Source organism: Streptomyces sp. A0958 (genome assembly GCF_004795035.1).
Taxonomy (GTDB): domain Bacteria; phylum Actinomycetota; class Actinomycetes; order Streptomycetales; family Streptomycetaceae; genus Streptomyces.
The window spans coordinates 28,092-45,243 of sequence record NZ_SSBK01000008.1; the positions used below are offsets into that span (position 1 = coordinate 28,092).

Below are 17,152 nucleotides of genomic sequence, written 5' to 3' on the forward strand. Positions count from 1 at the left end.
GGGGGGAGACAACCATGCCTGTCCGTTACGAGCGGTCCCGTCCCGCCGACCGGCGAGTTCGTGTGCAGGGCCGCCCAGTGGACACCTTTCCGGCTCTGCCGCCGGAGGCGGAACGGGGTTCGGTTCGCAGGATCACGGTGGTGGGCGAGGAGGTGCTGAGCCGTCCGTGCCGGGTCGTGACCGAACTCGGAACTCCGGAGCTGTCGGCGTTGATCGACGACATGTTCCTGACCATGTATGTGGCTGACGGCGCCGGCCTGGCTGCCAACCAGGTAGACGTCGGCCTGCGGTTGTTCGTATACGACTGCCCGGACGACCATGGAATCCGGCATGTCGGCCACATCGTCAACCCTGTTCTGGACCTGCCTGATCCAGGTAGCCGCCGACTCATTGACGACTTCGAGGGCTGTTTGTCCGTACCGGGTGCGGGCATGACGGTTCCTCGTACCGATCGTGCTGTCGCTCGCGGACTCGACAAGGACGGCAATCCCGTTGTCGTCGAAGGAACGGGTTACTTCGCCCGGTGCCTGCAACACGAGACGGACCACCTCTTCGGTCACACCTATCTCGACCGGCTCTCCAAGCGGGATCGCAAAGACGCGCTGCGGCAGATGGCGGAGCGCCGTGAGGATGTCTTCGCTCAACGCTCCATCAAGGCCGCCCGCCTGGGGCAGTGAGAGCTCGGCCGAAGCGTTCGGGCTTGTGACGTGTGCCCGGCCGAGCCTCCCAGTGCCGCGGCCCCTATTCGATGTCAGCGTCGATCGGCCAGCGGTACTTACTGAAGCGGGACCTCATTGCCAGAGCTTCTGCGACGTCCTCCATCGACGTCCCCAGGTCAAACGCGTACTCGGCAACGGTCGGCTCTCGCCCGAGCTCCTTGCGCAGCCGCTTCCTCGCGTCCTTTACGGCGGGCAACGTGCGCCTGGCCCGGGTCTGCTCGGCAGACCTCCCGCCAAGTCGATAGAACAGCCTTGCGGCCACGGCCAAAAGGGCAATGAGCGCAATGACAGCGAGCACATCAGGTACGGGAGCACCGAGCGCTTCGCTCGCCTTCTCAACTATCGAACGGCTGCCAGGGTCGGCCTTTGTCCATGCGAAAGCACCCGAAGAGCAGATGAACATCATCAGCGCGAACCCTCCGCCGCTGAGGGTGGCGCTCATCAGCTGCATCAGCGTGCGGGTTCCGCGTCGGACGTGCTGGGCCACCGTCCCCACATGGAGGCCAGTGATCTCCGAGATCTCGGCATGCGAATAGCCGAGCCCTTTGGCCATGGTCACCATGCGCTTCTGCTGGCCAGGCAGTTGCCGCAACGCGTGCTCCAGGTCCACTCGGTCCACGGCACCCTCCGGCGTCACCTCCTCGATGTCCGAGATATGAAGAAACCGAGTCTGGGCGGCGGCACGTGCGGTCGTGTCGATGGGCACAGCAAAGCCCACTCGTCGGCTCTCGTCCTTGACTCTTCTGGAGATGACCGCGTACATGTAGCCGGCCAGGTTCTCAATCGGCTTCCGCGCGTGGTTCGCCATGGTGGTGATGACTGCTTCGTGGAGCAGGTCGTCCGCTTCGAGCCGCGATGCCGCAACTCGCTGCCCGGCCAGGCAGCGGCGGGCATGAGCCAGCAGGTCTTGGCGCTTCTTCCGGTAGACAGCGGCCACGTCGCCTTCGAGCGACCCCTCCCCCTCGGGCAGGGGGTCGTTCAGGCCCTCAACTTGAAAGGGGGAGAAGGCGCCGTCGCGCATGACCTGGAAGGCCGCGCCCACTTCCTGCTCGGGCGGGAGACGCCTCCGCACGATCGCCTGACGCGGGCGGCGAGGACTGAGGGTCGGTGGTATCGCTTCGGTCCCTTTTTGGTCCCTCGCATAAAAGTGCAGGTCAGAGGCTTGTTCCGTGTGTTGGAGAGGGTCCGAAGGGACTGAAGGGACTCAACTTCCCTGTTCCATTCTTTATGCGTGCGTGTGTATGCGCGCACGCGAGACAAACCCCCCTATTCTCCTCATCTTTGACCCCTGTATTCCTGAGCCGTTCATAACTACTGACTCTCAGTCCCTTCAGTCCCTCGACTCATCCCGCAAAACGCTCTGACCTGGGGTTTTATCGAAGGGACCGAAGAGGGACCGAAAGGTCTCGGTCCCTCCGGTCCCCGTTCGGTCCCTCTCTTCGCGACGGTCGCGCGCTCGCCGACACGCCCGGCCCACTGGTCGGCCGCTGGAACACGGTCCGGCGGCCGGTGCCCGCAACTCCCCCGGGTGGCCGAGGGACTGAAGGGACTCGCGGAAGGAAACAGTCCCACTCAGCCGGAGGCTGCTGTTGTAGGCTCTGACCCGATTGGAAAACTCAGTCCCTTCAGTCCCTCCGTCTAGCAGTGGAAACGCTGTGACCTGGTCTTTCTTCCAGGGACTGAACAACCTGTTGGCCCTCGGCAAGGACGATCAGCGTGCCGCGTCAAAGCGAGACCAGTGGCCCGCGTGGAGCGGGAGCCACGAGTCCCTTCGACATGGCCCGGTGGTGTGCGGGGAACGGCTGGCCCGTCCACCCTCTGGCCGCCGGCCGCAAAACGCCCGCGGGCAACTGTCAGGCCTGCCGCCAGGACCCTCACCGTCCGGCCGACTGTCCGTGTCTCCCGGCGGGCAAGTGGTGCCACGGCTTTCACGCGGCGACCACGGACCCGGAGCTGCTGGCGGCCTGGTGGGGCGTCAACCCGGCGTTGGGGGTCGGCGTCTCGTGCGGCCCGGCCGGGCTCGTCGTCCTGGACGTCGACGCCCACAGTGCCGAAGTGCCGCACCGCGACCGGCTCCTGCCCGGCATCCCCATCCACGAGAGCGTCAACCTGGCGGGCCTGGCCTCCGGGTTCGACACCCTCGCCCTCCTCGCGGCGCTGCGGGGCCAACCGAGTCCGGCGGACGACGAGTCGACGCTCCGAGTCCGTACGCCCTCCGGCGGCCTCCACGTCTGGTACCGCACCGGCCCCGACGGGCCGAGCTACCGGTCATCGGTCGGCTCCAGCCCCAAGGTCGCCCTCGCCTGGCAGGTCGACGTCCGCGCCGGCGGCGGCTACATCGTCACCCCGGCCACCCGCACCCCCGCAGGCACCTACACCCCCGTCGGCGCGGCCCGGTTCCCCGCCCCCCTGCCCGACTGGCTCGCCGCTGAGCTCCGGCGTACCGGCCACATGCCCCGTCACGCCCCCGTACAGGTCCCCGCACCCCGGCCCCGGCCCGTACGCGCCGCCCGCAGCGTTCAACGCGCTCAGCGGCTGCTGGAGCCCCTGCTCGCCGAGGTCGAGGCCTGCGGGGCGGCGGCCGAGGGGACTGCCTTCACCGAGAAGCTGAACCGCGCCGCCTACACCGCCGGTGGGCTGATCGCCGGCGGGCACCTCACCGAGGCCCAGGCCCAGGCCCTGCTCACCGCGGCCGCCGACAGCGCGCGCCCGCACCGCAGCCGGCACAGCCTCACCGTCATCGCTTCCGCCCTGTCCGCCGGCGCAGCCCGCCCGTTCCATCCCGAAGGACGCCCATGAGCAGCGCCGACAGCAGCCCGCGCTTCGACGCCACTGCCGCAGCGCAGCAGATGCTCGCTCTCGAAGCAGAGGGAGGCCTGCCCGGCCTGCCCGCCCAGCAGAACGCCTCCGCGGTGCACGAGCCGGTCCCGGCCGCAGGGCGTCTGCCCGCGCTCCTGACCGACCGGGGCAACGCCAAGCTGTTCGCGGTCATGTTCGGCGACCAGTTCCGGCATGTCGAAGGGCTGGGCTGGTACCACTGGGACCAGTACCGCTGGAAGCGCACCGGTGGCGAGAAGGCCGCGGTCTGGGCGGCGGGGGACCTGGCCGAGCAGATGCCCGCCACCGATCCGACCGGCCAGTTCACCGACCGGGAACTCACCGCCCACCGGCGGCGTTCCATGTCGACCCCCGGCATCAAGGCCATGCTCACCCAGGCCAAGGCCTCTCCCGCGCTCGCCCTGGACCCCGATGTCCTGGACGGCGACCCGTACGCCCTGTGCACCCCGGCCGGTGTCGTCGATCTCCACACCGGGCACCTCCACAAGCCCGACCCGGTGAGCGACATGCACTCCCGGGCCACGAGTGTCGCCCCCGAGGCGACGCCCACCCCGCGCTGGCACCGCTTCCTGCACGACACCTTCGGCGACGACGCCAAGGGTGAGGAGACCATCCACTTCCTCCACCTGCTCCTCGGCTACTCCGTCACCGGCGACGTGGGCGCCCAGGTGCTCCCGTTCCTCTACGGCACCGGCGCCAACGGCAAGTCCGTCCTCCTCGACGTCATGACGCAGATCCTCGGCGACTACGCACAGGCCGCCCCGCCGGGCTTCCTCATGGAGAAGGGCAAGTTCTCCGAGCACTCCACCGAGCTGACCGAGCTGCACGGCCGACGCATCGTCGTCTGCTCCGAACTCAAGCCGAACGACAAGTTCGACGAATCGCGTGTGAAGCTCCTGACCGGCGGCGACCGCATCATGGCCCGCCGGATGCGGCAGGACTTCTTCAGCTTCAACCCCACCCACAAGCTCTGGCTGCTCGGCAACCACCGCCCCGAAGTCGGCACCGGCGGCCACGCGTTCTGGCGGCGTATCCGCCTCATCCCGTTCGAGCGCGTCGTCCCCGCCGCCCGCAAGATCGACAACCTCGCCAAGGAACTCGTCCAGAGCGAGGGCCCCGGCATCCTGCAGTGGCTCATCGAGGGCGCCAAGCTCTACCTCGCCACCCGCGACCCGCTCGACGGGCCCGCCACCGTCCGTACCGCCACCGCGGCGTACGCCACCACCGAGGACCACATCGGCCGCTTCCTCACCGAGTGCTGCACCACCCACACCCCCGACCTCCGGGTGGAACAGGGCCTGCTGTACGCGACGTACAGCAGTTGGTGCAGTGCCGGTGAGGGCATCCGGCCCGCGACGGCCCGCGCGTTCGCGACCCGGGTCCGCCAGGAACTCTCCCTCGCCTCGCCCGCCGACATGATGAAGTCCAGCGGCAAGAAGTACTACCCCGGCCTCGGCCTCCTCGCCGACGACGACTCCCGGACCGGCCATGCCTGACCCACGCACCCGGCACACATCCGCCGGCCCGGCCTACCATGGACACGGTGCCCCCACCCGGGAACGTGCTCACACCCACCCCGGCCTCCTCCCGGCCGGCCGAATCACAAAGGGGCTGCAGCCATGAGCTCGCTGCTGAACGAGAGCGACCTCCACCACGAGAACGCCGTGGTCTGGCTGGAGAACCCCGACAACCTCGACTACGTGCGCCAGGCCCTCGACAAGACCACCCGTCGCCGCGGAAAGCCCCGCTACGAACGTGACGGGCGCATGGTCGGCTACACCGAGCTGGAGGCCCATACAGAAGCCGACCCCGACAGCGGCCTCCACCTGCGCCGGGTCTTCTTCCTGCTCCCCCACGACCGGGACGCCGACCCCGACGGCCCGTACCACGAGGGCGCGCCCGGCGAAGCGGTCGACCCGAGCACCATCGAGCCCAAGCGGGTCGGGGACAAGACCCCTCGCTCGCAGCGCGGCCTGGCCGCGACCGCGGACGCCGCCAACTGACGGGGGACGGGCCTGGGGGCCGGGTTATTACGCCGTAATAACCCGGCCCCCAGGCCCGTTTCTGCACGGTGGCAGGGTTCTTGAGGGCCCTTCACGCCCACGATGCGCCATCATAACTAACGCACCGATGCGAAAAATGGATCACCAGAGTTAGTAAGGTGACTTCCATGACTTCGCCTTCCCCCGGCGACCGCGAGAAGGTCGTCTCCAAGCTGCCCCCGGTGCTGCAGCAGGATCTGAAGATCCGGGCCGCCCAGTACAACGTCGACATCCAGCACGCCGTCGAAGCCGGCATCAAGGCCTGGCGGCGACTGGGCTCCAACCTCTCCCCCATCGACACCGCCGGCGCCAAGTCCTTCGCCACGTTCCTCCCTGACGGCCAGTGGGAGGAGTTCCGCACCGACTGCGCCTCCCGCGGCGTCTCCCTCATCCAGGGGCTCGCCCAGTCCGTCGTCATGTGGCTCGAGACGAACCCGGCGCCCACCGTCGTACGCCCCGAGCACCCCAAGCGCATCATCACCTGCAACCAGAAGGGCGGTGTGGGCAAGACCGCCATCGCCGCCGGCACCGGCGAAGCCTTCGCGGAGGACGCCGACGCACTGCATCCCGTCCGCATCTCCAAGCACTTCGCGGCGGCCCTTTCCGAGAACGAGACCTCGCCCCTCGACCACGAGGACCTTCCCGGGCTCGGCCTGCGCGTCCTCCTCGTCGACTTCGACCCCCAGTGCCACCTCACCAAGCAGCTCGGCCACCAACCGCTGCCCATCGAGGGCGACAGCCTCACCAAGCACATGGCCGGTGAAGCGATGGGCCGGCTCTCCGACCTCGTCGTACCGGTCGCGGACCCCCGCTTCGGCGACCGGCTCCACCTCCTGCCCGCCTGCACCGACGCCTTCCTCCTCGACGTCAAGCTCTCCGGGGTCCGGGCGCGCGAAGCAGCCCTGGAGCGGGCGCTGTCCGCGATCGAGGCCGACTACGACGCCGTCATCATCGACTGCCCGCCCAGCCTCGGGCTCAGCATGGACGCCGCCGCCTACTACGGCCGCCGCCGCCAGGGCGAGGCCCCGGGCAACTCCGGTGTCCTCGTCGTCGTCCAGGCCGAGGACAGCTCCGCCGACGCCTACGGGCTCCTCACCTCGCAGATCGAGGACCTCCGCGCCGACATGCACCTCGAACTCGACTACCTCGGCATCGTCGTCAACCACTACGACGCCCGCCGCGGCTACATCGCCACGTCCTCCCTCAGCTCCTGGATGGACATCAAGGACCCCAGGGTCGTCGGGGTCATAGGAGACCTCAAGGAACAGAAGGAGGCCGTACGCGTGAAGCAGCCCCTGCTCGCGTACTCGCCCCGCTGCGACCAGGCCGTCGGTATGCGCGCCCTCGCCCGGGAGATCTCATGAGCAAGGCAACCCGGCTCGGCGCCGGCACCTCCTTCGGCCAGACCCAGTCCATCAGCGCCCGGCGCGCCGCCATCAACCAGGTCACCGCCGCACCCACCGAGGGCGCCCCTCCCCCGGTCGAACTGCCCGTCGACGTCATCAGCCTCAACCCCGACAACCCCAGGTCCGACCTCGGTGACCTCACCGACCTCGGCCACAGCCTTCGCGACCACGGCCAGAAGACCGCCATCAGCATCATGGGGCGGTTCGCCTACCTCGAAGGCAACCCGGGGCGGGAAGCCGATCTGGAACCCGGCACCAGGTACGTCGTCATCGACGGCAACTCCCGTCTCGCGGCAGCCCGCGAAAACGGCCTCACCCAGATCAAGGTGATGCTCGACGACAGCCTCGGCAGCAACCCGGACGAGATCCTGGAGTCCGCCCTCGTCGCCAACATCCACCGCCAGGAACTCAACCACCTGGACGAGGCCAAGGCCCTTGAACAGCTGCTGAGGATTCACGGCACCCAGGAGGCCCTGGCGGCCCGCCTCCACCGCTCCCAGGGCTGGGTCTCCCAGCGCCTCGCGCTGCTGACCCTGACCCCCTCCCTCAAGGAGAAGCTCCAGTCGGGTGAGGAATCCGCGGCCACCCTGCGCCTGGTCGGCAAGAAGAAGGCCGAGGAGCAGGAAGCCCACCTCCAGCATCTGAAGGCCACCAGGGCGAAGAAGTCCCGTACCCCCAAGCAGCAGGCGCCGGCCGCCGGTGCCGCCGACCGGCTGCCCTCGACGGACCCCCACGCCCTGACCGCCCTCATCATCGCGCAGCTCGACGTACCGGCCCGGCGGAAACTGACGGAGCTTCTTGTCGACTACAAGATCGAGGAGTCGAAGCGGATGAGGGCGGAAAGGTCCACCACGACAGCCGACCCCGCCCCCAAGTGACGCCCGCCTTCACCTGCCTGCGGGAGCGGGAAGCACGCACCTCCAGGCAGGTGAACCTCCTTCGGCGCCGCCCCGCCTGCCGTACCCGTCGATGATCTTGCAGCAAGATCGTTTCCGGGCCGGCTCCGGACCCGGAGCAGCGCCCCGATCCGTTCGCGGCGCGGCATCACCGACCTGTACGAAGGAGAATCCGTGATTCTGAAGGGCAAGAGGCTCCTCGGCTCACTGGCCATGGCGTTCGCTGCGGCGGCCTCGTTCACCGTGGCCGTACCCAGCGGTTCCGCCTTCGCCATCGACCACGTCGAATGCCGCGGTGGCGAGAACTTCCTCAAGATCTGGTCGCACAACGGCGGTCAGCAGAGCGTCGACTGCTACGCGAACGCCGGAAGGACCAACTTCGGCGGCTGGTGGGTCGACAGGATCTCCACGGGCAACAACGACCTGATCTACTACGACGCCAACGGCGACTCGGTGAAGATCCCCCGCTGGACCGACATCACGTTCCCGAACCTCCCCCCGAAGGTCAACTCCATCGAGATCCTCTGACGCACGCCGGAGAGACCAGCGGCCCGGGACGCCGGGCCGCGCACTATTACGGCGTAATACTCTGGCGGCGCGGCGCGCGGCGGCGGTGGGGATGGCCCCACCAGGCGACGAGCGGCGGCCACGGGACGGCCAGCGCGAGGGCGCCGAGAAGGGGTCTCCACGGCGGCCAACTGCCCAGGCCCGCGCCATGAATGCGCTGCTCGGCCTGAGCTCCAGTCGCCAACTCACGTGCTCACTCGCCCACTGAAGTGCTCAGTCACACCGGGGCTCGCGTGCTGTTCGAGAGGCGTGCCGCTACAGGTCGAACTCCAGGTGCTCGATGTCCGTGAAGCGGACTTCTTCGAGGCTGCCGGCGCGGCGGCCGCCGTCCTGGAAGTAGACCTCTTTGAGTCCTTCGGCGGCGATCTCCTGGAGGCGGGCGTCGTTGGCGCCCTGTTCCTGGGCGTCGAAGAGGCGGGCCGCGTGGTGGGGTGGCAGGGCGACGGTCAGGTGGCGGATGCGGTTCTCGTCCGTGGAACCGATCGGCGCGGTGTAGCCGATGCGGGCGCGGGTGTCGATGACGATGCCGCCGGTGGAGGCCGCTTTCTGCCGGGCCTTGGCTCGGACCTGGGGCTGCCAGCGCTTCTTCACCTCGCGGTCCAGGCGGGTGGCGAGGTCCGGGCGGGGCTTCTTGATCTGGCCCTTCACGTACCGTTCGACGGTGCGCTGGGAGATCCGCAGCATCTGGGCGACCGCCTTGGTGCCCTTGAGCTGCTTGACCAGGTAGCGCATCTGCGCGCCGGCGCTCTTGGGCGCCGGGCGGGTGAACGCCTTCTGTACGGCGGCTTCCAGGCCGTCCCCGAACATGCTCATCGCGCTCTACTCCCCGTTGTCGGCATCGGTGACGGTGCCGTCCTTGATGTACCGGGCGAGGTTGAGCTCCGGCGCGTCGAACCGCTCGCGGACCTCCTCGCCCCACAGCACGGACTGGGTGCCCTCGTGTTTGACCAGGCCCGGGTTGATGCCGAGCTTGAAGCCGCCGGGCAGCGGCTTGCCCTCCCGGTAGGGCAGGAAGTCCAGCGGCGAGGGCCCGGCCGAGGCGTAGACGACGCAGTCGGACAGGATCGCGACCGGGTACTGCCCGGTGAACGCCGCATGCTTGACGATCTTGCGGTGCAGGTTGACCCGGGTGCGGGAGATGACCGCCGCGCGGATGTCCGGCCGCCAGGTGGGGCGGGACAGGGCGCGCCACGGCCGGCCCGGGCGCCAGCCCTCGCCGCGGGGGCGTTCGCGGAGCTTGCCCAGACCGCCCTTGACCGTGGCCTTGACCGCCGAGGCGACGATCGCGAGCTGCGGGTCGCGGTCCTTGTAACGGTCCATCGCCGCGAGGAAGTCGGCCGGGGCCAGGTCGGTGTCGACGCCGAGGTCGACCATGGTGGCGAGGTAGGCGTCGCGCAGCCGGCCGTACCAGCCGTCCAGGTAGCGGCCGTTCTCGTAGCGGACGTACGCCTCCAGCGGGCGTACGTCGTAGCCGAGCTCGACCGCGTAGGCGACGGTGGGTGTCGCGTACCAGGCCGGGCCGGCCGGGGTCTCGCCCTTCGGCGTGAACGGGGAAGGCAGCAGGCTGCCGTCGAGCTCCACCCACTCCTTGCCGGCCTTCACGCGGGACAGGTCGACGTGGGACAGGTCCACCAGCCAGGAGCCGGGCAGTTTCGGGTCGAACGCCGGGGCCTTGACGTGCGTGGGCGCGCCGAGGCCGACGTTCAGTCCGTTGGCGCCGGCGGCGAAGGCCATGTTGACGTCGATGCCGACCAGGTGGTGCAGGGTGCACTCGGCATCCGTCATCGGCCGGGCCCAGTCGTACGCCTCCTCGAACAGCTTCTCCGCCGGGCCGCGGACGTGGAAGCGGGGCAGGTCGGCGAGGACCGGGTGGCCGTCGGGGGCCTCGCACGGTGCCGGGTCGACCGGGTCCTTGCCGAGGCTGCTGGGGTTGTGCTCGGAGTGGCGCTTGCCGTCGGCGTCCGGCTCGGAGGCCCGGGTCGGCGGGTGCAGCGCGGTCATCAGCTCCAGGCCGGTCACGGCCGTGGAGCCGCGCGGCGTCATCACCCGCGTCGCGTACAGGCCCAGGACGCGGGCGAGTTCGGCCGGGGGGAGCTGCCCGGCCTGGCCCCAGTGCCGGGTGTCCAGCGCCTGCCAGGACGGGATGCACAGCTGTACGCAGGTCCGGGCGGAACCGGTCGCGGGCCGGTAGATCCGCGCCCAGGGCCCGAGACCGCGCTTGGTGAGCTTCCACTCCGCACGGGCCAGCTGCTTGACGACCTTGTGGTCCTCCGGCAGGCGCCCGGCGAGGCGCTCCTGCTCGTTGAGGCTGGCCGGGAGGCCGTAGCGTTCGCATGCGGCCTCGGTGAGCACGAGCAGCGGGTCGGCGTCCTTGCCCGGCCCGGACAGCTTCGGCTGACCGAGCTTTGCCTCGCCGAGCGTCCAGTCCACCAGGGCGGGGAGGGTCTTGGCGGGCACGTCCAGGACCAGGCCGCCGGTGCAGTACGCCACCCCCGCGCCTTCGGGGTCGACGTCGATCACCGCGAGCGGCCCGTTCTCGAACCGCAGGTCGGTGCCGCTCACCGGGGTCGCAGCCGGGGCGGCCGTCTTCGCGCCGGGGCGGCGCGGCGTTGCCGACGTCGGCCTGGTGGTGCGCGCCGAACGCGGCGCGGCCGTCGGAGCGGCGGTGACGGGGGTGACGGGGGCGGCACTGGGCTGGGTGTTTACGGGCGTGGTCGTCTCCGCCGCGTCGGGCTTGGGGCCTGTGGGTGCTTCCGCCGGGGCGGAGGCGCCGACGGACGTGGTGGGCACTGCGGCGTCCTCGGCAGGAGCGGGCGGGGCAGCGGGAGCGGGCGGGGCTGCGGGGTAGAGCTCCGTGAGCTTGTCCAAGAGCCGGGCGTAGGCGTCGCGCTCCGGCGGGCGGGGCTCGGTCTTCCCGGACTCCCAACCGGAAACTGTGGCCCGGCGCACCTTCAGCGCGGTGGCCACTTCGTCGATCGTCAGGCCGTGCGCCGCACGCAGCCGCTTGCGCTCCGTCGGCGGCGGCAGCGCGGCGCGGGACGCGAGCAGGGCGTCGACCGCGTCGAACAACTCGGACATGGAACACCTCCTGACCACACCTTACCCCCGCGAAACGCACAAGGTGCGTACGTTTCGCGTACGAAGTACGTACACATGGGCCATTTTTCCGCTCCTGAATAACTCATAATCGAAGTTGAAACTAGACTCCTGTGTCGCTTACTATCGAGGGGTGAACGCGGTCGGATCTCTCCCGACCGCCTTAGGGGAGGTTTCATGCCGACGCTCAGCATCAATTTCGACCCGGCCGTCATCGCGCACCTGGTGAACGCCAACGGCGACGACACCGTGCACGTCACCCTCACTCTGGGCACCGAGGGGCAGTCGTCAACGCCGAGGCCGGTCGTTCCGCACGGCCCGCTGGCCGACCTCATGAAGGCAGGCCTGCTGAAGGCGGGCACGGAGCTGACGTTCCACCAGCGCCGTGCCAACCGATCGGGGCACGCCGTGGTGACGGCCGACGGGCAGCTGGTCGTCGACGGCCACGCCCTCCCCTACCCGTCACCGTCCAAAGCCGCCGAAGCCGTGACCGGGAACGTGATCAACGGGTGGACGTTGTGGCACGTGGCGAACGTAGAGGGCGGTCCCACGCTTGATGCTCTGCGCCGCAAGCTGGAGGCGGGAAACCCGGAGTAGCCCATCACTCGCGTCCAGTTCTGCCTGGCAGGGGGCAGTGGACGGCTGTCCCCTGTTCGCGCGTACGAAATCCCCGCAGCTCGCGGCCGGGAGTGCGGCGCCGGACCGTCCACATGTCCGAACCGCGCACGCCGGCCGGTTCCTGCTCGACCACATCGGTGTCGGGTTCCTCGACCCGCGACCGCACGAGCTTCGCCACGTCGGCGGCCGTCGGGTGGTCGAAGATCAGTGTCAACGGCCAACCCAGACCAGCGAGTCGAGCGAGACGGTTGCGGAACTCGACGGCGCCGAGGGAGTCGAATCCGAGCTCGGTGAACAGCTCGTGCGGGTCGATCGCCTCGCCGGACCGGTGACCGAGGACCGCCTCCGCGACGTTGCGCGCCTCCCGCAGGATCACGCCGTCGCGGTCCGCGTCGGGCAGTGCGGCCCATTGCTGCGCCAGGCTCACCTCCGTACTCGCGGCGGCCGGGGGAACCCGCATCATGCCGCGCAGCGTCGCGGGCAGAGTGCCGACGCGCGCCAGGTCGGTGAGCGCCGCCGTGTCCAGCAGGCAGCGACTTCCGGTCCGGGGCCACGACCGCGGGCGCGCTCCTCGAGGTGCGCGCGGTGCGGCGCCAACGTCGCTGCGACGTCGGCCGGATCGAGCTCGGGGCGTTCGCGCAGCATGTCGTGCAGGCGGCGCGCCTGGGCCCGCAGCGCGGCAGGCGTCCGCGCGGACAGCAGCAGCGGCATGGCCGCGCCGGGCTCGGCGCGCCGGCCGGCCGCGGTGAGGCTGCGGGCGCCTCTTCGAGGATCACGTGCGCGTTGGTCCCGCTGATCACGAACGACGACACTCCCGTCCGGCGCGGCCGGTTCCCGGCCGGCCATGGCTCGGCGTCGGTCAGGGTCCGTACCGCGCCCGCCGCCCCCTCCACGTGCGGCGACGGTGCGTCGACGTGCAAGGTGAAGTTCGCCGAGGAGCCGACGAGGCCCGGGTTGAGAGGTTCTTCTACCTCGATGACGTCGACCGTGCGCTGATCGGCAAGCGGCGGTTGTTCCGTACGTTCCTGCACGGCAGGGCGTGGACGAACGCCGAGGGGCCGGTGGCGCTGTTCAACCAGTCGGTGCACTGGCTGCGCCGAAACCGGGTGCTGTCGCCCGGGGTGGGCGTGCTGGCCCGGCACCCGTACGCCTCGGCCTGCTCGGCAGTCAGAAATTCCACCGGCACGGCCGGACCGTGACCCCGCGACGACCAGCTCAGCCGAGCTTCGCCGCACAGGTCGGCGGCAAGTCCCGCAAGCCGCAGAAGCAGGGCTGATCCTTTCGGTCTTCCCTTTGAGGGCATCCGCCGTGGCCGAGATCGCGGTGGATGCCTGGACGCGTTCTTCAGGGCGTGGGTGCCGTGAGATACCGCTGGACCGTGGGTCCGAGCCAGTCCACGATCTCCTCGCGGCCGAGCGCCATGCTCGCCGGGAACCGCAGCACGTAGCGCGTCAGCGCGAGCCCCAGCACGGTCGAGACGCACAGTGCAGCCCGCGCCTGAGCCTGCTCCGGCTCGTGGCCCAGTCGGCGGGCCAGCGGGATCATCTGCTCGCGCAGCACGCTCTGCATGCGATCGGCGGCGGCCGGGTCGGTGGCACCGACCCGCATCAGCGCGGTGAGTTCCCCGTTCTCCTCCCACCGGGTGAGGAAGTGGCGCACCAGCGTACGGCCGATCTCCTCGCGCGGTTCGAGGGGCAGGCCCGGCAACCCGGGATCGACCGCGACGGCCGCCGCGAACAGGCCCGATTGCAGTCGCTGGAGGCCTTGGTGCCACCAGCGATGCCCTTGAGTGCCCGTCAGATCCCCTCGTGCCACGGATAGCGAGCGTCGTGAGCTTCGCCGGACCCGGTACGACGGTGGCCGGCCTCGGTGCCGCGGGGCAACCGACAGCGAGAGGAAGTACCGAAAATGGCCAAGCAGCAGAGTCTCGACCCGAGTACGCCGATGTTCGCGCAGTTCAAGGAGAAGACCGGACCCGTCGTCCTGGCCAACACCTTCGTCGTCCCGAAGGAGAGGGCTGAAGCGTTCCTGGCCCTCTTCCGGAGGCAGGCGGAGTTCATGAAGGCTCAGCCGGGATTCGTCTCCTTGGAGATGCACAAGGGAACGGCGGACAGCCGGCTTCTGATGAACGTCGCGGTCTGGGAGTCGACCGAGGCGCTCGCCACGGCTTTCGGCAGCCCGGAGTTCCAGCGCATGGCGGCCGAGTTCAGCGACGACATCGTGTCGTACCCGCACATATTCGAGCAGATCAACGTATGACACGGCGGTTGCAGCCAGAGAGGGCAGGCGGAGAAGCCCTGCCCCTCCCCCGGCGCACTGGTGGTGGCGGGATCGCGACAAAACCGGCATCGGCGAAGACGAACCGGCAGGCCCGTGCGGCTGGAGACCGAGTGAGGCGATCTTGCCCCCACCCGCGCCGGTCCGCGTCATCTGGCACGTCATCGACCGCCCCCGCTGTGCCCGCCGCATCCGCCGCTGAACCCCTGCCCCATCCCAGGCTGAACGTCAAAGGAGAAGAGCCATGTCGCTGAAGAACGTCAACACCGCCCTGGCCACCGTCTGCGCCCTGTTCGTCCTCTACCTCGGGTTGTCCTTCGTCCTCGCCCCGGAGGCGTCCACTCAAGGCGTTGGCCTGCCGACCTGGCCCGCCGGCAACGGCGACGGCTTCCTGATCATGAAGGGCACCCGCGAATTCTCGATGGGCCTGGTCATCGGCATCCTCCTGCTGACGGGCCACCGCCGCGCCCTGGGCTGGGTCCTGCTGATGGAGGCCGTCGCCCCGTTCGGCGACATGATCAACGTCTTGGCCCATCACGGACCCCTCGCCGCCGCGTTCGGCATCCACGGCCTGACCTCGGCGCTGATCGCGATCACCGGCCTGCTGACCCTCCGGGAGACCAGTAAGGCTCACAAGGCCACCGCCCCGGCGCCCGCCGCGCAGCCCGCCTGACAGCCGCATGCCCCCAAGGGGTGGCCCGGCCACATGGCCGGGCCACCCCTTATCCGTCAGCGACCGCCGAGAAGGATCAGACAAACGATCTTCTTACAGCCTGCGGCGGCATGGCGGCTGAGGCGGTCCGCTGCGCCGCAGCGGCTGGCCACGGCCGCCTGAACTGGCTGGTATTGGGCATGGGTGCCGCGCTGTCACCACCATGCCGCTCATCACGCGCGCGACCACGGAAACGAGACCCGAGCCGGTTGAGTCGGACCGGCATCCCGCGTCCCCGCCGAGTACGCGTCCGGCGCGAGCCCCTTCGCCTCGTTCCGCCGGCCTGAGGTCTTCCCCGATCTCAGGCTCACCAAGGCGCGGCGCCCTGTGCTCGGCCCCCGTACGCGGAGCCGACCCACCACCAGTCCTTCCGACAGGTCCAATAGTTGAATAAGTAATAACTTCTCTCAGAGCCACTGAGAGCGCGGAGCAGAAATCGGGAAGGGCGGCCGATTCGCCGTTCCTCGCAGGTAAGGGCGTCTACGAGGCGATACGCCTCTTCGAGCCTGAACGCCGGACCACTCCCCCGACACGGGTCGCGTCCGGCCCGTACTTCACTGTCCTGTCTGCCCGTCATCTCCATATGCTTCCGCCCACTGCGAGTGACCCGGTGGCCGGTGCAACGCTGGGTGCACGCCCTGGCCGGAGGCGAGTCCGCCCGATGAATGCGGGACACCTGTCGGACCGGACCGAGCCCTGGGGAGGGTTGGCGCAAGACGGGGCGCAGCTGACTGCCTCGTGTGCTGAGTCGACGCCGACCCGAGGTTCCGGGCGAGAGGAACGCAGCCTCGCCTGCCGGTGGCCGACAAGCCCGAGGGGCCGCTTGTGGCTGCGTTGGGGATGTGGGCGTGCCGCTGCAACGGCTGCCTTCCGCGCATCGGCGCTGCGTCACGTGCCGCAGGCCCAGCAGCACGTCTCCGGGGCCGTTCAGACAAGCCGACGCGGCCTCGGGGCGGTGCGGGATGGCCATGGCCGGCGGAGTGCCGCTGCGTGGTACTCCGGAGGGTATGCGCTCGGAGACGCAGCGGCACGCGAAGGGGCCATCGCGTCGGGTGACCCTACCGCCGTGCCTCTCGAGGCCTCCGTGATCCAAATCGCCGAGGCCCGCGCATCTGACCTGCCGAATCCGGCACAGGACGGGCGCCTCCGCAGGCTGTTGTCCGCCCGCGTAAAAGGCGCCATGCGGGCGGCTTCTGGGGCTCCTCGCGACGGACGATTACCGGCGGCCGTGCCCTGTCCGCGTGAGGGCACTGTGCGGCATCCAGACACCGCCCGAGACCACAAGGGCGGCGGCATGGCTCGCCGAGTAGGCGCTGCTGAAGAAGACGCTGCTCCGCCAGTCGGGAACGATGCCCGGCATACAGGGCGTGCACGATTCTTCTTGCCGGGAACGAGTCCGAACGTGGCCCAGTGCGCTCCGCTTCCGATGCCGTCAGCGGGGCCGTCGATTCCAGTGGAGGGTCCGAATCCTGTCGCTACTCCTCCACCGGGACATCCGGATGGTGCGAGGTGCGAACCGACTGATGAACCCTGACAACCACCCGAGTTCGTCTTCACGGAGACGGTATCTGGCCCGGTGACCAAGGCAGGGCGGGTAGACGTTTCACCGCACCCTCTCATCCGGTCATGCCACCGTGTACACAGCTCCTTCGGCCACGCTGCAACTCGGCGACTCAGATGCTCTGCAAGCATCGACCGCCACGTTGGGTGCCCACTTCCGACCCGACACCACGCCGACACGGCCAACCCCCCCATGGCGCCCTAATCCGGTAGCCCCGATGGCTGGACACCTCTCTGTCGACTCGCGGTCAGCCACCTTCCGGCCTTTCCGATGGGGCGGTCGGAGCAGCAGAGGAACCAACACCTCCCCCGCAGAGTCGTCAAATCTGAAGCACGAGGAGCGTGACATCCGGCCCCCCGAACCCGGCAGCCTTGCCAGCATGCGACAAGCCGTTCAAGCCTCAGGAGGCTGGATCAGCAA

17 protein-coding genes are annotated in these 17,152 nt (G+C 69.4%); 11 read left to right on the forward strand and 6 right to left on the reverse strand.

Features of this window, described 5'->3' with window-relative positions; all coding sequences use genetic code 11:
- Positions 1 to 14: 14 nt before the first annotated feature.
- Positions 15 to 677, forward strand: a complete 663-nt coding sequence (def, locus tag E6P78_RS11080) for a peptide deformylase (RefSeq protein WP_136203379.1) — start codon at positions 15 to 17, stop codon at positions 675 to 677.
- Between the two features lie 64 nt (positions 678 to 741).
- Here the strand turns inward: def and E6P78_RS11085 are convergent, their stop codons facing one another.
- Complete coding sequence (locus tag E6P78_RS11085) at positions 742 to 1,761, reverse strand: sigma-70 family RNA polymerase sigma factor (protein ID WP_136203380.1); 1,020 nt, start codon at positions 1,759 to 1,761, stop codon at positions 742 to 744.
- Positions 1,762 to 2,495: 734 nt separating this feature from the next.
- Here E6P78_RS11085 and E6P78_RS11090 point away from each other — a divergent pair.
- The 6 genes from E6P78_RS11090 to E6P78_RS11115 all read left to right on the forward strand — a co-directional run bounded on the left by E6P78_RS11090 (position 2,496) and on the right by E6P78_RS11115 (position 8,429).
- Positions 2,496 to 3,518, forward strand: a complete 1,023-nt coding sequence (locus E6P78_RS11090; RefSeq protein ID WP_136203538.1) for a bifunctional DNA primase/polymerase — start codon at positions 2,496 to 2,498, stop codon at positions 3,516 to 3,518.
- Positions 3,515 to 5,053 (forward strand): phage/plasmid primase, P4 family, encoded by a 1,539-nt coding sequence (locus E6P78_RS11095; protein WP_136203381.1) that lies wholly within the window; start codon positions 3,515 to 3,517, stop codon positions 5,051 to 5,053. Before E6P78_RS11090 ends, E6P78_RS11095 begins: the two co-directional genes overlap by 4 nt.
- Positions 5,054 to 5,176: 123 nt before the next feature.
- On the forward strand, positions 5,177 to 5,560 hold the full coding sequence (locus E6P78_RS11100; RefSeq protein ID WP_136203382.1) for a DUF6009 family protein: 384 nt from the start codon (positions 5,177 to 5,179) through the stop codon (positions 5,558 to 5,560).
- 167 nt (positions 5,561 to 5,727) lie between these two features.
- Positions 5,728 to 6,963: a ParA family protein gene (locus tag E6P78_RS11105; RefSeq protein WP_136203383.1), complete on the forward strand. Its 1,236-nt coding sequence runs from the start codon at positions 5,728 to 5,730 to the stop codon at positions 6,961 to 6,963.
- Entirely contained in the window at positions 6,960 to 7,883 is a 924-nt protein-coding gene (locus tag E6P78_RS11110) for a ParB/RepB/Spo0J family partition protein (protein ID WP_136203384.1), read from the forward strand. Before E6P78_RS11105 ends, E6P78_RS11110 begins: the two co-directional genes overlap by 4 nt.
- A gap of 192 nt (positions 7,884 to 8,075) precedes the next feature.
- On the forward strand, positions 8,076 to 8,429 hold the full coding sequence (locus tag E6P78_RS11115) for a beta/gamma crystallin domain-containing protein (protein ID WP_136203385.1): 354 nt from the start codon (positions 8,076 to 8,078) through the stop codon (positions 8,427 to 8,429).
- A 294-nt stretch (positions 8,430 to 8,723) separates the two neighbouring features.
- Here the strand turns inward: E6P78_RS11115 and E6P78_RS11120 are convergent, their stop codons facing one another.
- The gene (locus tag E6P78_RS11120) at positions 8,724 to 9,281 is read right to left on the reverse strand and encodes an XRE family transcriptional regulator (protein WP_136203386.1); all 558 of its coding nucleotides are present in this window, start codon (positions 9,279 to 9,281) and stop codon (positions 8,724 to 8,726) included.
- A 6-nt stretch (positions 9,282 to 9,287) separates the two neighbouring features.
- On the reverse strand, positions 9,288 to 11,546 hold the full coding sequence (locus tag E6P78_RS11125) for a helix-turn-helix transcriptional regulator (protein ID WP_136203387.1): 2,259 nt from the start codon (positions 11,544 to 11,546) through the stop codon (positions 9,288 to 9,290).
- A 195-nt stretch (positions 11,547 to 11,741) separates the two neighbouring features.
- Here E6P78_RS11125 and E6P78_RS11130 point away from each other — a divergent pair, with 195 nt between their 5' ends.
- On the forward strand, positions 11,742 to 12,161 hold the full coding sequence (locus E6P78_RS11130; protein ID WP_136203388.1) for a DUF4357 domain-containing protein: 420 nt from the start codon (positions 11,742 to 11,744) through the stop codon (positions 12,159 to 12,161).
- A gap of 4 nt (positions 12,162 to 12,165) precedes the next feature.
- Here E6P78_RS11130 and E6P78_RS11135 read toward each other — a convergent pair whose 3' ends face one another.
- Together E6P78_RS11135 and E6P78_RS33990 are read right to left on the reverse strand one after the other, a co-directional pair.
- The gene (locus tag E6P78_RS11135; RefSeq protein ID WP_136203389.1) at positions 12,166 to 12,645 is read right to left on the reverse strand and encodes an acyl carrier protein; all 480 of its coding nucleotides are present in this window, start codon (positions 12,643 to 12,645) and stop codon (positions 12,166 to 12,168) included.
- Positions 12,642 to 12,893 carry a hypothetical protein gene (locus E6P78_RS33990; protein WP_168712596.1) on the reverse strand — a complete coding sequence of 84 codons (252 nt, stop codon included), beginning with the start codon at positions 12,891 to 12,893 and terminating at the stop codon, positions 12,642 to 12,644. Before E6P78_RS33990 ends, E6P78_RS11135 begins: the two co-directional genes overlap by 4 nt.
- A gap of 203 nt (positions 12,894 to 13,096) precedes the next feature.
- Between E6P78_RS33990 and E6P78_RS33335 the strand changes: the two genes are divergently transcribed.
- Positions 13,097 to 13,381, forward strand: coding sequence for a DUF4158 domain-containing protein (locus E6P78_RS33335; protein WP_240799166.1), 285 nt, complete (start codon positions 13,097 to 13,099; stop codon positions 13,379 to 13,381).
- 145 nt (positions 13,382 to 13,526) lie between these two features.
- On the opposite strand, the gene E6P78_RS11150 is transcribed toward E6P78_RS33335, so the two are convergent.
- On the reverse strand, positions 13,527 to 13,982 hold the full coding sequence (locus E6P78_RS11150) for a TetR/AcrR family transcriptional regulator (RefSeq protein ID WP_240799158.1): 456 nt from the start codon (positions 13,980 to 13,982) through the stop codon (positions 13,527 to 13,529).
- 108 nt (positions 13,983 to 14,090) lie between these two features.
- Between E6P78_RS11150 and E6P78_RS11155 the strand changes: the two genes are divergently transcribed.
- Together E6P78_RS11155 and E6P78_RS11160 are read left to right on the forward strand one after the other, a co-directional pair.
- Entirely contained in the window at positions 14,091 to 14,441 is a 351-nt protein-coding gene (locus tag E6P78_RS11155; protein ID WP_136203390.1) for an antibiotic biosynthesis monooxygenase family protein, read from the forward strand.
- Positions 14,442 to 14,703: 262 nt separating this feature from the next.
- Positions 14,704 to 15,132 carry a DUF4267 domain-containing protein gene (locus E6P78_RS11160; protein WP_136203391.1) on the forward strand — a complete coding sequence of 143 codons (429 nt, stop codon included), beginning with the start codon at positions 14,704 to 14,706 and terminating at the stop codon, positions 15,130 to 15,132.
- Positions 15,133 to 17,152: the final 2,020 nt, after the last annotated feature.